Annotated in this window: 9 protein-coding genes; 3 read left to right on the forward strand and 6 right to left on the reverse strand. The window is 40.7% G+C overall.

Annotated features, from left to right (window positions below; translation table 11 throughout):
* Positions 1–138: 138 nt before the first annotated feature.
* Positions 139–687, forward strand: a complete 549-nt coding sequence (locus QS39_RS09820) for an NADPH-dependent FMN reductase (protein ID WP_070481740.1) — start codon at positions 139–141, stop codon at positions 685–687.
* Between the two features lie 235 nt (positions 688–922).
* Here the strand turns inward: QS39_RS09820 and QS39_RS09830 are convergent, their stop codons facing one another.
* On the reverse strand, positions 923–7489 hold the full coding sequence (locus QS39_RS09830; protein WP_077805400.1) for a collagen-flanked surface repeat-containing protein: 6567 nt from the start codon (positions 7487–7489) through the stop codon (positions 923–925).
* A 303-nt stretch (positions 7490–7792) separates the two neighbouring features.
* On the opposite strand from QS39_RS09830, the gene pclR reads away from it, so the two are divergent.
* Positions 7793–9277 (forward strand): virulence transcriptional activator PclR, encoded by a 1485-nt coding sequence (gene pclR, locus QS39_RS09835; protein WP_077805401.1) that lies wholly within the window; start codon positions 7793–7795, stop codon positions 9275–9277.
* Positions 9278–9327: 50 nt separating this feature from the next.
* Here pclR and yaaA read toward each other — a convergent pair whose 3' ends face one another.
* The 5 genes from yaaA to QS39_RS09860 all read right to left on the reverse strand — a co-directional run bounded on the left by yaaA (position 9328) and on the right by QS39_RS09860 (position 15192).
* On the reverse strand, positions 9328–10056 hold the full coding sequence (gene yaaA, locus QS39_RS09840; protein WP_077805402.1) for a peroxide stress protein YaaA: 729 nt from the start codon (positions 10054–10056) through the stop codon (positions 9328–9330).
* A 78-nt stretch (positions 10057–10134) separates the two neighbouring features.
* Positions 10135–10299 carry a YczI family protein gene (locus QS39_RS09845; RefSeq protein WP_000508327.1) on the reverse strand — a complete coding sequence of 55 codons (165 nt, stop codon included), beginning with the start codon at positions 10297–10299 and terminating at the stop codon, positions 10135–10137.
* Positions 10300–10363: 64 nt separating this feature from the next.
* The gene (locus tag QS39_RS09850) at positions 10364–11959 is read right to left on the reverse strand and encodes a hypothetical protein (RefSeq protein ID WP_077805404.1); all 1596 of its coding nucleotides are present in this window, start codon (positions 11957–11959) and stop codon (positions 10364–10366) included.
* Positions 11960–11970: 11 nt separating this feature from the next.
* Positions 11971–12381: a peptide deformylase gene (locus tag QS39_RS09855; protein WP_077805405.1), complete on the reverse strand. Its 411-nt coding sequence runs from the start codon at positions 12379–12381 to the stop codon at positions 11971–11973.
* Between the two features lie 114 nt (positions 12382–12495).
* Positions 12496–15192 carry a cation-translocating P-type ATPase gene (locus QS39_RS09860; protein ID WP_077805406.1) on the reverse strand — a complete coding sequence of 899 codons (2697 nt, stop codon included), beginning with the start codon at positions 15190–15192 and terminating at the stop codon, positions 12496–12498.
* Between the two features lie 307 nt (positions 15193–15499).
* Between QS39_RS09860 and mntE the strand changes: the two genes are divergently transcribed.
* Positions 15500–16684: a CDF family manganese efflux transporter MntE gene (gene mntE, locus QS39_RS09865; RefSeq protein WP_077805407.1), complete on the forward strand. Its 1185-nt coding sequence runs from the start codon at positions 15500–15502 to the stop codon at positions 16682–16684.
* Positions 16685–16701: the final 17 nt, after the last annotated feature.

The following is a 16701-nucleotide window of genomic DNA, read 5'->3' on the forward strand; positions in this document are numbered from 1 at the left end:
CAACTGACTAGAGTTTCAGCAATTTTATAATTTTCAAATAAACTCTGAGCAAATTTCTTGCAAGTCCTTTTGTTTTGTTGTAATATATTTTATAACAACGAGAGACTTCTCGGAAATTTAAGAAAAAGGAGACACATCATGTCTAAAAAAGTATTATTTATCGTCGGATCACTACGTCAAGGTTCTTTCAACCACCAAATGGCTCTCGAAGCTGAGAAAGCACTTGCTGGTAAAGCAGAGGTTAGCTACCTTGATTATTCAACCCTTCCTCTCTTCAGCCAAGATTTGGAAGTTCCAACACATCCAGCTGTAGCTGCTGCTCGTGAAGCAGTTCTCGCTGCGGATGCCATCTGGATTTTCTCTCCAGTCTATAACTTCTCTATCCCTGGTACGGTGAAAAACTTGCTTGACTGGCTATCTCGCGCTCTTGACTTGTCTGATACTCGTGGCGCTTCTGCCCTTCAAGACAAGTTTGTCACCGTATCATCTGTAGCCAATGCAGGTCACGATCAACTTTTCGCTATTTACAAAGACCTCTTGCCATTCATACGTACACAAGTCGTTGGTGACTTTACTGCTGCACGTGTTAACGACTCTGCCTGGGCAGACGGAAAATTGGTTCTTGAAGAAACAGTCCTAAACTCACTTGAAAAACAAGCTCAAGACTTGGTCGTAGCAATTCAATAAAAAATAAAGAATTTTTAAAAGTCTAAATCAATTATCGCCACCTCATAGGGTGGCTTTTTTAGACTCTATCAAGATTCTCAGACAAACATCAGCCATCCAAAAAAACCTTGAGCGTTACCACTCAAGGTTTTTAGCAGTCTTTTCCATCATGGAAAATCGTTCTAAGAATATTCTTTCATTCGATATCTATCACTTATCATCTTCTTTCGAGAAATTAGTGACTGCTTTTGGCTGATTAATCTTCTTTTCTTCGTCCTACATATAGGCTCAATAGAATACCGCTACCTAAAAGAACAGAGATATAATCAGATTGGCTTCCAGTTTCAGGTAGTTTGTCCCCATGGTTTTCTTTAACTGTAGTTGGTACTACTGGGTTAGCATTTACTGGAGTTGCTGGTTGAGCCGGTGTTGGTACTACTGGTTGTTCTGGAACCGCTGGTACTGGTTTAACCGGTACTTCTGGTGTTGGAACAACTGGAGTTGGTTGTACTGGCACTTCTGGTGTCGGTACATTTGGTTTTGGTTGCGCTGGCACAGATTTAACCGGTACTTCTGGTGTTGGTTGTGCTGGTACTGTTGGAATATCTAATTCTGGTACCTCTTGTACTTCAGGCATTCCTGGCACACCACCGTTAAATTCTGGCAATTCGTAAACTGGTGGTTCTGGCATTGCAAACGTTGGTCTTTCTGGTACATTAGGTGTTGGAGGAACTGGTTTGTCATTTGATGGTGTTACTGGTTTGTCTTGGCATCCACATTTACCATCTTTGCCGTCTTTACCGTCTTTACCGTCGCGACCATCTCTACCATCTTTTCCATCTTTAACAACTGTTTTTGTCACAGTTCCGTCAGAATTGATGATTGTAATTGTATGACTACCATCTCCATTATCTTCAACAGAAACTTTTGGTGATTTACCATCTTTACCGTCTTTAATCACCATTTCTGTCTTACTTCCATCAGGATTAATGATTGTAACAACGTGAGTGCCATCGTTATTATTTTTAACAGTTACAGTTGGTGAAACGCCATCTTTGCCATCTTTGATAATAGATTTGTATTCACGACCATCAGAATCAACGATTGTTAATGTGTGAGTTCCGTCTCCGTTATCAACGATGTTCGCTTTTGGTGTTTTACCATCAAAGATTGTAGTTGTCGTTTCTTTACCATCAGTTCCTATTACCTTAATAGTGTGTGAACCATTGTTGTTATCAATAACTTCAAGTTTTGGTTCTTTACCATCACGAACTGTAGTTGTTGTAGTTGTACCGTCTGAGTTCACAACTGTGATAGTGTGAGTTCCATCTCCGTTAGCCACAACCTTAGCAGTTGGTGATTTACCGTCACGAACTGTGGTTTCAGAAACAGTACCATTACCGTTTTCTACACGAATAGTGTAAGTACCATCATGGTTGTCTTTAACAGTCGCTACTGGTGATTTACCATCTTTAATGATCGTTTCAGTAGTTGTTCCGTCCCCATTTAGAACTGAAATCTTATGAGTTCCATTTTGTTCATCAGTTATCGTAACTTTTGGTGATTTACCATCATGAACTGTGGTTTCAGTTGTCACACCTTCTGGATTTGTAATAACGATTGTATGACTTCCGTCCCCATTGTCACGAACAGATGCGGTTGGAGTACGTCCGTCAACACCGTCACGTCCATTTTTCACAACAAACTCATTCTTAGTTCCGTCTGGGTTTGTAATAGTTACTGTGTGGCTTCCATCTTGGTTTTCAGTAGTTGTTGCTGTTGCAGCTTTACCGTCTTTACCATCTTTGATAATAGCATTTGTAATATTACCTTCTCCATCTGTCACTTTAACAGTGTGAGTTCCATCGTTGTTATCAGTGACTTCAACTTTTGGAGTCTTACCGTCTTTACCATTTTTAACAACAGTTTCTTTTGAGCTTCCATCTGGATTTGTTACAGTAATTGTGTGACTTCCATCTGGATTTTCAGTTGTGGTGATAGTAGCTGTTTTCCCATCTTTACCATCTTTAACTTTAGTAGTTGATTCAGAGCCATCAGGGTTTCTAACAGTAATAGAGTGTGTTCCATCTCCATTATCTGTCATTGTGACAACTGCTGATTTACCATCTGCTCCATTATCACCTTTTTCACCTTTTTCACCTTTTAGTCCATCAAGAACTGTTGCAAGTGGTTTTGTATCATCTAATGGTTGACCTGGATTTGTCGGATCTTCTACAAAAATCTTAGTTTCATTACCTTCTTTTTTAGCAACTAATGATTTACCATCTTTACCGTTTTTAACATTAACAGTAATCGGATCTTTTCCTGGTATTGTAATTGTAATATCAGTACTATTTCCATCTGCACCTGGTTTAGCTGTAACTTCTGGACTGTCTCCTTTGGCACCTTGTGGCCCTCTTATATTACCTGTCTTATTCCAAGTTCCATTGTTTTTCTTATATACATCACCCGTATTGCTATCAATATAAGTATCACCATTTTTACCATCATTTGGAGTTGGAGCAACATTTCCACTTAGAAGTTCACTACCATTACGTCCATCTCTACCACGATTGCCGTCTACACCATCATTTCCATCTAAGACATCACGTTCACTTAGTAACTCATCAACACCTGGATCGTAGACATCATTGCCATTATTATCATAATAAGCTGTAACGTGTGTCCCTGTTGAAGGATGTTCGTTGGAAATTGGTTGGTTGATTTCATTAGCAGTTTCCTCTTCAGGGTTATTTCCACTACTTCTAGATACTCTAGCGCTTCTAAATGATTCTACTCCGTGATTAAATGGTTTCAAATCGATTTTTGGTGCACGTCCATCATGTCCATCTAAACCATCTCTCACTGTGAATGTTACTGGTTCTTTTCCTGGTGTTGTAAGAGTTACAAGAGTACTGTGACCATCTGCACCACGCTGAGTTATTACTGTAGGAGTTTGGCCATCATGACCTGCTACTCCTGCTTCACCTTTTTCTCCATCTTGAACAAATACTTTTGTTGGTTGTGAACCATCGTGATTATCGACAGTAATCTCTACTCCTTTATGCCCTTCCTCATCTTTACGGATAGCTGTTACCGTTGGTGATTTTCCATCTACACCATCTTTAATGACTGCAAGAGGTTTTTCTGGGTTCAATGGTTGACCTGGATGAGTTGGATCTTCTTGGTAAACTTTTGTTTCTTTACCTTCTTTTACAGTAATTAATGATTTACCATCTTGTCCGTCTTTGACGATGGATGTTTGAACGAGAGTATCAGTTCCTTCTGTATAGTTACCATCGCCATCTTTGTCAATGTAGAAGGTTAGAGTGGTTTGTTTCTTGGCTTCATCACGTTCTGCTTTAACTTTCGGTGTTTGGCCATTTTCACCATTTTTAACAACTGTTGTAAGGGCTGGGCGACCTTCTGGCTGCGTAACTGTAATCGTATGACTACCATCATGATTGTCTGTCACTGTTACTTCTGGTGTGAAGCCATCTTTTCCGTTCTCACCCTTGTCACCTTTAGGACCTTTGATGTTCCCTGCTGGTTCCCATGCATTGTTCTTCTTAACGAAGACATCGCCTGTTGCAGTATTAACGAAGCTATCCCCATTTTTGCCATCTGTAGCTTGTGGATCTACTTTTCCATTTAGAACTTCTTTACCATCACGTCCTGCTTGTCCATCACGTCCTGCAGCTCCGTCTTGTCCATCTTTCACAATAGAGATTTGAACGAGTGTATCTGTTCCTTCGGTATAGTTACCATCGCCATCTTTGTCAATATAGAAGGTTAGAGTGGTTTGTTTCTTGGCTTCATCACGTTCTGCTTTAACTTTTGGTGTTTGGCCATTTTCTCCATTTTTAACGATAGTTGTAAGAGCTGGACGGCCTTCTGGCTGCGTAACTGTAATCGTATGACTACCATCATGATTGTCTGTCACTGTTACTTCTGGTGTGAAGCCATCTTTTCCGTTCTCACCCTTGTCACCTTTAGGACCTTTGATGTTCCCTGCTGGTTCCCATTCATTGTTCTTCTTAACGAAGACATCACCTGTTGCAGTATTAACGAAGCTATCGCCATCTTTGCCATCTGTAACCTGTGGATCTACTTTTCCATTTAGAACTTCTTTACCATCACGTCCTGCTTGGCCTGTTGCTCCGTCTTGTCCATCTTTCACAATAGAGGTTTGAACGAGTGTATCTGTTCCTTCGGTATAGTTACCATCGCCATCTTTGTCAATGTAGAAGGTTAGAGTGGTTTGTTTCTTGGCTTCATCACGTTCTGCTTTAACTTTTGGTGTTTGGCCATTTTCTCCATTTTTAACAACTGTTGTAAGAGCTGGACGACCTTCTGGTTGGGTAATGGTAATCGTATGGCTACCATCATGATTGTCTATCACTGTTACTTCTGGTGTGAAGCCATCTTTTCCGTTCTCACCCTTGTCACCTTTAGGACCTTTGATGTTCCCTGCTGGTTCCCATGCATTGTTCTTCTTAACGAAGACATCGCCTGTTGCAGTATTAACGAAGCTATCTCCATCTTTGCCATCTGTAGCCTGTGGATCTACTTTCCCATTTAGAACTTCTTTACCATCACGACCTGCTTGACCTACAGCTCCATCTTGTCCATCTTTCACAATAGAGGTTTGAACGAGAGTATCTGTTCCTTCTGTATAGTTACCATCGCCATCTTTGTCAATGTAGAAAGTTAGAGTGGTTTGTTTCTTAGCTTCATCACGTTCTGCTTTAACTTTTGGTGTTTGGCCATTTTCTCCATTTTTAACAACTGTTGTAAGAGCTGGGCGGCCTTCTCGCTGTGTAACTGTAATCGTATGACTACCATCATGATTGTCTGTCACTGTTACTTCTGGTGTGAAGCCATCTTTTCCGTTCTCTCCCTTGTCACCTTTAGGACCTTTGATATTGCCTGCTGGTTCCCATGCATTGTTCTTCTTAACGAAGACATCGCCTGTTGCAGTATTAACGAAGCTATCTCCATCTTTGCCATCTGTAGCCTGTGGATCTACTTTCCCATTTAGAACTTCTTTACCATCACGACCTGCTTGACCTACAGCTCCATCTTGTCCATCTTTCACAATAGAGGTTTGAACGAGAGTATCTGTTCCTTCTGTATAGTTACCATCGCCATCTTTGTCAATGTAGAAAGTTAGAGTAGTTTGTTTTTTAGCTTCATCACGAACAGCTTTGACTTTTGGTGTTTGGCCATTTTCTCCATTTTTAACGATTGTTGTAAGAGCTGGACGTCCTTCTGGTTGGGTGATAGTAATGGTGTGTGTGCCATCATGGTTGTCTGTCACTGTTACTTCTGGTGTGAAGCCATCACGACCATTTTCTCCCTTGTCACCTTTAGGACCTTTGATGTTGCCTGCTTGCTCCCAGGCATTGTTTTTCTTAACGAAGACATCGCCTGTTACAGTATTAACGAAGCTATCTCCATCTTTACCGTCTGTAGCTTGTGGATCTACTTTTCCATTTAGAACTTCTTTACCATCACGTCCTGCTTGTCCATCACGTCCTGCAGCTCCGTCTTGTCCATCTTTCACAATAGAGGTTTGAACGAGAGTATCAGTTCCTTCTGTATAATTACCATCGCCATCTTTGTCAATGTAGAAGGTTAGAGTGGTTTGTTTCTTGGCCTCATCACGTTCTGCTTTAACTTTTGGTGTTTGGCCGTCTACTCCGTTTCTTCCATCTGTCCCATTATATACCTCTTTTGTATTGAGTACCGTATCGCCTTCATCAAATTCATCATTATTGTTTTTATCATCATAAACCGTGATTCGAATTCCTGAACGACTTGATACGCTTGTTGTTCCTGCAGATTTTGCTATATCTTCTACTTTAATTTTCGGAGCTCTACCATCCTTACCATTTTCACCTTTTTGACCTTGTTCTCCTTGCGGACCTCTAAGGTTACCGATTTTTCCCCAAGCTCCATCTCTTTTTTTATACACATCTCCTGTTGTGGCATCAATGTATGTATCACCATCTTTACCATCTTCTGGCGTTGGAGCAATAATTCCACTTAATAATTCAGCTCCTCTTGCAGCATCTTTACCATCATTACCATTCTCTCCTTTTGGAGCGGGAGGAATTACAGTACTTGATATTAATTCGTCACCTTCATCAAATACACCATTGTGATTATTATCATAGTATGCTTTTATTTCGGTCCCCGCATATTCACCTGATGCTGGTTGAGTTGATGCTGGTTGAGTTGGTGTTTCATCAGGATTATTTCCTGCCTCTCGTCTTCTTCTTGCACTGCGGAAACCACTATAACCAGTTTCCAAATCTTCCTTACGAATCGCTGAATTTTGACGATCATCTGAAAGGCTATGTTCAGGTTTAAAGATTTCATTAGTTGTTTCTGTAGCAGAAGTCGCTTCTACTTTCGCAGGTACATTAGTTGCTAAAATGCTACTATCAAGAGCTGAACGATCAGCCATTGTTGCATCTTCTTTTGCTTCTTCAACTTTTTCTGCTGGTGCTTTAGCATCATCAAATTTAGTTGGAGTTACTTCTACTGGATTAGCAACAGTTGGAGCTGCGTAAGTTGTTTCTTTTTTAGGTGTAGATACTTCGGCTGGTTTAGTAGCTTCTTCTCCCTTATCAATAAAAACTTTACTTACTACTGCTGAATTTTTTTCTTCTGCTTGTACAGAATGGACATTAGTAGCTATCCCTAAAATCAAAGCTGTTCCCAATAAAACACTCGCCGCACCAAAATGATACTTACGAATAGAGAAACGTTGTTGCATTTTATACCAGTCAAATGATTTTCTTTGTGCTTGTTTCATATTTCTTACCTCTTTATCATTTTATAGTATATAATTTACATCTAATTTTTAGATATTTCAATATAGTTACCACAATCACTGTATCCTGTTTTTTCCCTCTAGATTCACTTAATTTGTTCTATTTTATATGAACGGTTCAAACAATAAAGTGAATCTCAAATTTTGGTACGAAGAATACAAAAAAATAATAGTTTGTATTTTTTAGACAAATCGGACACAGATAAATCCACTTACTATACATATCAATATTTGCATTTTTCCCTATTTAATGTGATATAATATCCTTAGGAGGTATAAAAACGTATGAGATCCCTATTATCTACAAAAGAACAACGGCAATTACGACTAATGGAAATACTCATTCACAAACGGAAATGGCTTCGTCTACATGAATTAGCCCATACCTTAGACTGTACCGAACGCATCTTAAAAAATGATCTAAATGAGTTGCGCTCATCCTTTCCGGATATCGATATCCAATCCTCTGTCAACGGTATTATGATTGATCTCGATTTTAAATCCAGTGTAGAAGATGTTTATCATCATTTCCTTACTCATTCACAATCCTTCCAATTACTAGAATATATGTTTTACAATGAAGGATTACCTATTTATCGAACAGTTGAAAACCTTCACACAAGTAATGCCAATCTATATAGACTAGGAAATCGAATTACACAAATCCTATCAAAGCAATTTCAAATTGAACTAGCTTTTACACCAGCCTCTATCAAAGGAAATGAAATTGATATTCGCTATTTTTATGCCCAATACTTTTCTGAGCGATGCTATTTTTTAGATTGGCCCTTCCCAGATATTTCTGAAGAAGTCTTAACAGAGTTCGCCGACTACTTCTATAAAATTACAAATTATCCAATGCGATTCTCTATTTATAGAATGTACAAGTTAATGGTGGCAATTAGCATCCATCGTGTCAGGAATGGTCATTTCATCGACCTACCCAATCATTTTTTCCAAGACTATTATCCTATTTTGATGAATTTCCCAAATTTTGAGGAGACACTTGCTTATTTCTCTAAACAGTTTGGCTTCGAAATGACACCTGATATAATCGCACAAATTTTTATTTCCTTTATTCAAAGTAACATTTTCTTAGATCCTCAAGAATTCTTCAACTCTTTAGAAGAGAACAGTGAAGCAAGATACTCTTACCAATTACTTAGTCAAATATTAGAACGCCTGTCAAAACAATATAAGATTACTTTTGCCAACCACGATGAACTTATTTGGCATTTACATAACACTGCTTTCTTTGAAAGACAGGAAATCTTTTCTACCCCAATCTTATTTGAACAAAAAGCATTGACTATTAAAAAATTCGAAGTTTACTTCCCAGACTTTATGGGGAGTGCGCGTCAAGAACTGGCTCAATACCGTCAAGCAATTGGACAGCATGACCATCCTGAACAGTTGGAACACTTGATGTACACTATCTTAACCCATGCTGAAAACCTCTCTACTCAGTTGTTAGAAAATCGACCACCTATCAAGGTTTTGATTATCAGTAACTTTGACCATGCTATATCCCTTACCTTTGTTGATATGCTTTCCTATTACTGTAATAACCGCTTTACCTTCGATACTTGGGATGAATTGGAAACAAATCCTGAGATTTTAAATCAGACAGGTTATGATATCATCGTGTCTAATTTCTATATTCCAGGAATTACCAAGAAGTTTATTTGTCAAAATCATCTGTCAATTATGGATTTAGTTAATCACCTCAACACCTTATCAAATGAGATTCATTTGTCCAATACTTTATAAGCTAGAAAAAAGTCAGCATAATCCTGCTGACTTTTTCTCTTATCTGATTTCTATACTTCCTTAACAAAAACCAATTCCTGTGGCTGTGACAAATCTTCTCGGTAGTTAAATCCTGCAAAGCTTAAGCGACGAGCTTCCTCCACTGTTTGAACTTGATTTTCTATCAGGGCTGTTAGGAAGGCACCACGCGCTTTCTTGGAAATGGTTGAATGAATCTTCAGCTGACCGCCTCTATCCTCCATGAATTTGAAGGTCACCATTTTTTCTCTGATTTCCTTAGAAAATACAGTCTCAAACTCAGACGACAAGAGAGAGAAAATCATTTCTTCCTGCTTCAGAGCTTCATCATAGGCTGTCTTCCAATGGCTCTTCAAAGTTTTACCAGCGACTTTTAACTTCATCAAAAAATCCAAACGGTGAGGGGCCATAGGGGACAAGGCTGGAACGACTCCGTACAAAGCCGAAGTAATAAAGACATGATTTTCAAGATAGACTTGTTCTGCCTCGGTCAATTTATCTCGCTTGATATGGCGATACATGAGCCCATCAAAAAGTTTCAAGGCTGGATAGTGTTGAGCAGTTTGTTTTTTTAAAGCTTGGATATGTTGAAATTCTTCCTCTGCCTTCTCAGCTGATACCTTGTAAAAACTCTCCAATTGACTAGCAGAATAGAGAGCCAAGGCATCCAGCACGGCCTGACTTTCTGGTTTTAAAGAAGTTGCTTCGATACTCGGCAAGTCTGTGTTCATTTCTTTTGCTGTTGGGATTAAAATTTTCATATTAATAGTGTAGCATATTTTTTTGCCACTACCAAGAAATTCATCTGAAAAACCTCGGTTTGACCGAGGTTTCTCTGGTTATTTTGGCCATCCTAACCAGACAGCCACGAGAACAAGGGCTAGGCCAGCTAAACTTGTTAAGATAGATAGGAATTTATCTTTTTTCTCCTTGAACTGAGAAAAACCTATCTTCAAAGCGAGCAGTCCGAGTAGCATTGAAGCAACCATCACATAAAAACCCATTTGTTTGTCCTCCATTAATCTTAATTTACCTTGTTATAACATATATTTCTTAAATAAACCTTTTTTACTGCACTTTAAAAGTCTTGAGATAATTGTCTTTTCCTACTTGACCTTCGAAGGTTTTACCATTTTCAAGGTAAGGAAGGTCATCGGATACTGAGGCCTTAACCTTATATATCTTACCATCAACTTTAAAGAAGTAGACTGTATCGCCCTTGATAACAGCTGATTTGAGGTCTGCTACCACACCCTTGATACTTTCTGTTGTTGCATTGTCAATTTCAAGGTCGTTTTTATTGGCATACTTGCTGAGCAGCTCTTCCACTGTCGTAGCAACGATAACATTTTGGTACTCAACTGCATCTACCAGGGCGTACTCTTTGACCAAACCAGCATTGTCCTTCAAGCCCATGATGTAAAGAGGCTTGTCATTAAGGTTGATGAGGATTGGGAAGGTTGCCTTGTAGGATTTCTCCTGAACAGCACCCTCGGCTGATTCACGGGCTGATTCTTCGGTCGCAGAAGCCAAGCTGTACTTGGTGATTTCTCCTGTTCGCATATTTTCAAGGATGAAACCAAGATTACTTTCATCCGCATTGGCCGATGTCACACCTGTGTAGAGGTAGATGTCATTACCGATAGACAAATAATTATATCCCTTGGTAGTTTGGGTCACGTTTTTCTTGGAAATCATGGCATTCCAGAAACCATCCTTGTACTTGCCGTTGTAATTGATTTGCTCAATGGTTTCCTCAGCTGGATAGACCCTGTCCACCCATTCTGGAACATCTGACAAGCTGTATTCCTTGGTTTCTCCATTTGTGGCATCCAAGATAATGACTGAAACAGGACGAGGAACCGCAAGTCCAAATTGCTTTTGGTAAACTGTAGCCACATAGAAAGGATTGCCCTCATCGTCCACCTCAAAAGATGGAGTCCTGAAGATTTTAGTTGGGTACTTCAAGCGCAGGTGACGCTTGACATCGCGGTTAAAATACTCCGAGTCCGAATACTTGATTGGTGTCTTCAAGTCCACCAAGTCCGCATTCCCGGTTACCATGTCCACCTTGATATACTCGCCGATTCCCTTGGCTTGATTATTAAACCACTTGATAGGATCTGCGTATTCTAGTGGCGTAACCCGATAAGGCTTCCCATCAATTGTCAATTGGGTATAGGTATCTGCCGCTACGTACTGCGACACCTTATCTGTTAGGGAACCCAAGTAGCGGTCACCTATTTTTTCAGCAGTACTTCTATCTAAGATAGGAACCTTACTGGTGTCAGTCTTAGGAAATTCAGAAAAGTCTTTTTCCGTCACCGTGACTACATTGGCATAATTTTTAGCCTGAAAAATGCTAGAAGTTACCAAGGAAACCAAGGCTGCCAAGAGAAGAATTCCTCCAATAGAAGCTAAAAGGATTTTCCCTAACCGATTGATTTTGAAACCCTCTAGATTTAAGGCAGCTTCTGCCTTGCCGTGGCGCACATGAACCGTTTTGACCAGATTGATTCCCCTGCCAAAGCCAAATAAGACTGCCACAACCAGCAAATGCCCACAGAGGAAAAAGAGAAATTCCCAGCTAGTCAGGTTAAGGGGTGGTAAAAAGATATACCAGGTCGTTGCGATAAAAATAAGTTCAAAGATTATCCGTTTCATTTGCTGTCCTCCTAAATGATTCGTCCTTCCAAGTGATCCAGTTCATGCTGGCAAATCTGAGCTGGGAAGCCTGTCAAGGTAATGGTCTGTTCCTGCCACTTGCTGTCACGATAAGCAACCCTTATGGTTTCATAACGCTTAGTTGATCTCACACCTACCAAGGACAAACAGCCTTCTTCTGCCTCATAAGGTCCTTCAAATGACAGGAGCACTGGGTTAAACATGACCACGGGAACCAAGCAAAGATTAAAAATAATCACGCGCTTCTGCACCCCAATCATATTGGCAGCTAGACCGACACAAGTCTCACGATTTGCTAAGAGTGTATCCTGCAAATCTCTGGCAAGATACAGATCATCCTGACTTGCCAGCTGAGATACCTGAGATAAAAACAAAATATCCTTCACAATTTTCTTTTCCACTTGCTCACACTCCTCTTGTTTTTTACTATATTATAGCAATTATAGCACAAAAGCCGATAACTGCAAGCCCTTTCCTTCAACTGTAGAAAAAAGCCATCCGAAGATGACTTTTTTTTAAATCGCATTCTTGTCAAAACCGAGTTTACGTTGAACAAACTTAACAATTTCGACGATGATAATCATTGAGAAGCTTCCGCCCATAACGATTCCCCATTGTGATAAGTCTAGTTTGGTTACGTGGAAGATTCCTTCAAGCGGTTCTACGACGATTGTTGCCATGAGAAGGATGAAGGATACCAAGATGGACCAGTTGAAGGTCTTAGACTTGAATGGGCCAACTGTCAAGATGGATTGGTAAACAGACTTGACATTGTAAGCATGGAAGAGCTGAATCAAACCAAGGGTTGCAAAGGCCATAGTAAGAGCATCCGCATGAATAGCATGATTGTCACCCACATGTACTGGGTAAGCAATCGCAAGACCATAAACACTCATAACAATAGCTGCTTGGAGTACACCTTGATAGATGATAGAACTCAAAACACCACCTGAGAAGAAGCTTGCCTTGCGTCCACGTGGTTTATGGTTCATGACACCAGGCTCAGCAGGTTCAACACCTAGTGCAATTGCTGGGAAGGTATCCGTTACCAAGTTGATCCACAAAAGATGAACTGGCTGTAAGACATCCCAACCAAACAAGGTTGATAGGAAGATAGTTAATACTTCAGCAGTATTGGCAGAAAGTAGGTACTGAATAGTCTTTTGAATGTTTGAGAAGACCTTACGTCCTTCTTCAACTGCGACGATGATGGTCGCAAAGTTATCATCTGCAAGAATCATGTCAGAAGCCCCCTTAGAAACCTCTGTACCAGTGATTCCCATACCGATACCGATATCGGCTGTTTTCAGAGCTGGCGCATCATTGACACCATCACCTGTCATGGCAACGACCTTACCTTGTTTTTGCCAAGCCTTCACGATACGAACCTTGTGCTCTGGAGACACACGGGCATAAACAGAGTATTGACCAACTACTTTTTCAAAGTCTTCATCTGACAGTTCGTTGAGTTCAGCACCAGTTAAAACGTGGCCTTCTGTATCATTTGCGTCAATGATTCCCAAACGTTTAGCAATAGCTTCTGCAGTGTCTTGGTGGTCACCCGTAATCATGATTGGACGGATTCCCGCTTCCTTGGCTACACGAACAGCCTCAGCTGCCTCGGGACGTTCAGGGTCAATCATCCCAATCAAACCAGTAAAGATTAAATCATTTTCAAGCTCTTCAGAAGTGAGGTTTTCTGGAATACTATCAATAATCTTATAGGCACCTGCTAGGACACGCAAGGCTTGGTGGGCCATTTCAGAGTTGTTTGTATGGATGAGGTTTGTAACCTTTTCGTCAATCGGTGCAATATCCCCAGCTTTGTCACGAAGAATACAACGTTTCAAAAGTTGGTCTGGCGCACCCTTGACTGCTACAAGGAAACGACCATCTGGCAACGGGTGAACCGTTGACATGAGCTTACGTTCAGAATCAAATGGCAACTCAGCCACACGAGGATATTTCTCTAAAAATCCTTTAACATCATAGCCCTTATCCAAGGCATACTGGATGAAGGCTGTTTCGGTTGGGTCACCAATCAGGTTGCCTTCCACATCGATTTTCGTATCATTTGCCAAGACAACTGAACGAAGAAGGGGCATTTCAAGACCTAGTTCAATATCATCAGCTGAGTCATGTAGGACTGCATCGTAGAAGACTTTTTCGACTGTCATCTTATTCATAGTCAGCGTACCAGTCTTATCAGAAGCGATGATTTCAGTTGAACCAAGTGTTTCAACTGCTGGCAACTTACGAACGATAGAGTTACGTTTTGCCAAAACTTGAGTACCAAGGGCAAGAACGATAGTTACGATAGCAGGAAGCCCTTCTGGGATAGCTGCAACGGCAAGGGCAACAGAGGTCATCAACTCACCAAGTGGATTTTTGCCTTGAATGAAGACACCCACTACAAAAGTAACAAGAGCAATGACCAAGATAGCATAGGTCAAGACCTTAGAAAGGTTGTTCAAGTTTTGTTTAAGTGGTGTGTCTGTCTCATCTGCATCTTGAAGCATGCCAGCGATGTGACCAACTTCAGTGTACATCCCTGTATTGACAACAACACCAAGACCACGACCATAAGTCACATTTGAGTTTTGGAAGGCCATATTGACACGGTCACCAATACCAGCATCTGTCGCAAGCTCGACTGTCAAGTCTTTTTCGACTGGAACAGACTCACCTGTCAGGGCAGCTTCTTCGATTTTAAGAGAGTTGGCTTCTAGCAAACGTAAGTCTGCTGGTACAACATCACCAGCTTCAAGGGCGACGATATCACCTGGTACTAATTCTTTAGAATCAATCTCCGCCATATGCCCATCACGAAGAACGCGGGCAGCTGGACTAGACATGGACTTGAGAGCTTCGATGGCTTCTTCTGCTTTCCCTTCTTGGTAAACACCAAAGGCAGCGTTGATGATTACCACGGCTAAGATGATAATGGCATCTGCGATATCTTCCCCACCAGAAGTCACGACTGACAAGATTGCTGCCGCAACTAGGATAATAATCATCAAATCCTTAAATTGCTCGATAAACTTGACCAGAATTGATCGTTTCTCGCCTTCTTCGAGTTCATTGTGGCCAAATTCTGCAAGGCGCTTTTCCGCCTCACTTGATGACAAACCTTGCTCGGTCGCATCCACAGCCTTCAAGACCTCTTCAGGACTCTGAGTGTAAAACGCTTGGCGTTTTTGTTCTTTTGACATGTGTCTCCTCCTTGACATTGTGTGCAAAACAGACTCTCTTTTCCCTCATCGCATCTTTTCACGACAAACAAAAAGAGACCTGTTAATCATAACAAGTCTCGCTGTTTAAGATAGTGCCGGAAAGCATACTTTTCAGTATAAAATTCGGAATGACGACACTATCACAGGTTTCTGCCAGCTACTCCCTTGAGTAGTACTATTATACCAAATTTTGAAAAGTTTTCAAAGAGTAAAAACTGACTTATTTGAATTTTCCCTTGAAAACCAGTATAATGGTAGAATGCTATGTGACTAGAAAGGAAGTTGAATGAAGCAATCTATTTCAAATCTCAAGTTAGCTGAGCGTGGCGCCATTATCAGTATTTCGACCTATTTGGTCTTGTCTGCAGCAAAATTAGCAACTGGTCATCTTCTTCATTCATCCAGTTTGGTAGCCGATGGTTTCAACAACGTATCAGATATTATCGGAAATGTTGCCCTCTTGATTGGGATTCGGATGGCGCGCCAGCCTGCAGACCGTGACCACCGTTTTGGTCACTGGAAGATTGAGGATTTGGCTAGCTTAATCACTTCCATCATCATGTTCTATGTTGGCTTTGATGTTCTAAGGGATACCATTCAGAAGATTCTCGGTCGTGAAGAAACGGTCATTGATCCTCTTGGTGCAACTCTAGGAATTATGTCTGCAGCGATTATGTTTGTGGTGTATCTCTACAATACTGGCCTCAGTAAGAAATCCAACTCCAAGGCACTGAAGGCCGCAGCAAAGGACAATCTTTCTGACGCTGTTACCTCACTTGGTACCACCATTGCCATCCTAGCTAGCAGTTTCAATTATCCCATTGTGGATAAACTGGTCGCTATCATCATCACTTTCTTTATCTTGAAAACTGCCTATGATATCTTCATCGAGTCTTCCTTTAGCCTTTCAGATGGCTTCGACGACCGCCTGCTTGAGGACTACCAAAAGGCTATCATGGAAATCCCCAAAATCAGCAAGGTTAAGTCCCAAAGAGGTCGTACCTACGGTAGCAATATCTACCTTGATATTACGCTAGAAATGAATCCTGACTTGTCGGTTTTTGAGAGTCATGAAATCGCGGATCAGGTCGAGTCTATTCTGGAAGAACGTTTTGGCGTCTTTGATACCGATGTCCATATCGAGCCAGCACCTATCCCTGAAGATGAAATTTTAGACAATGTCTACAAAAAATTGCTTATGCGCGAACAATTGATTGATCAAGGAAATCAACTGGAAGAACTCTTGGCTGATGATTTTGTCTATATTCGCCAAGATGGAGAGCAGATGGATAAAGAGGCCTATAAAGCCGAAAAAGACTTAAATTCTGCTATCAAGGACATTCAAATCACTTCCATCAGTCAAAAGACCAAACTCATCTGCTATGAGTTAGATGGTATCGTCCATACCAGTATCTGGCGCCGCCACGAAACTTGGCAAAAAATCTTTCATCAAGAAACCAAAAAAGAATAGAGAAATCCTGTCATGAG

The organism is Streptococcus mitis (assembly GCF_002005545.1).
Classification (GTDB): domain Bacteria; phylum Bacillota; class Bacilli; order Lactobacillales; family Streptococcaceae; genus Streptococcus; species Streptococcus mitis_I.

What these genes read in the sequence shown, in the direction of transcription:
- QS39_RS09820 (WP_070481740.1), top strand. Translation starts at nt 139, where the DNA reads ATGTCTAAAAAAGTATTATTTATCGTCGGATCACTACGTCAAGGTTCT.
- QS39_RS09830 (WP_077805400.1), bottom strand. Translation starts at nt 7,489, where the DNA reads ATGAAACAAGCACAAAGAAAATCATTTGACTGGTATAAAATGCAACAA.
- pclR (WP_077805401.1), top strand. Translation starts at nt 7,793, where the DNA reads ATGAGATCCCTATTATCTACAAAAGAACAACGGCAATTACGACTAATG.
- yaaA (WP_077805402.1), bottom strand. Translation starts at nt 10,056, where the DNA reads ATGAAAATTTTAATCCCAACAGCAAAAGAAATGAACACAGACTTGCCG.
- QS39_RS09845 (WP_000508327.1), bottom strand. Translation starts at nt 10,299, where the DNA reads ATGGGTTTTTATGTGATGGTTGCTTCAATGCTACTCGGACTGCTCGCT.
- QS39_RS09850 (WP_077805404.1), bottom strand. Translation starts at nt 11,959, where the DNA reads ATGAAACGGATAATCTTTGAACTTATTTTTATCGCAACGACCTGGTAT.
- QS39_RS09860 (WP_077805406.1), bottom strand. Translation starts at nt 15,192, where the DNA reads ATGTCAAAAGAACAAAAACGCCAAGCGTTTTACACTCAGAGTCCTGAA.
- mntE (WP_077805407.1), top strand. Translation starts at nt 15,500, where the DNA reads ATGAAGCAATCTATTTCAAATCTCAAGTTAGCTGAGCGTGGCGCCATT.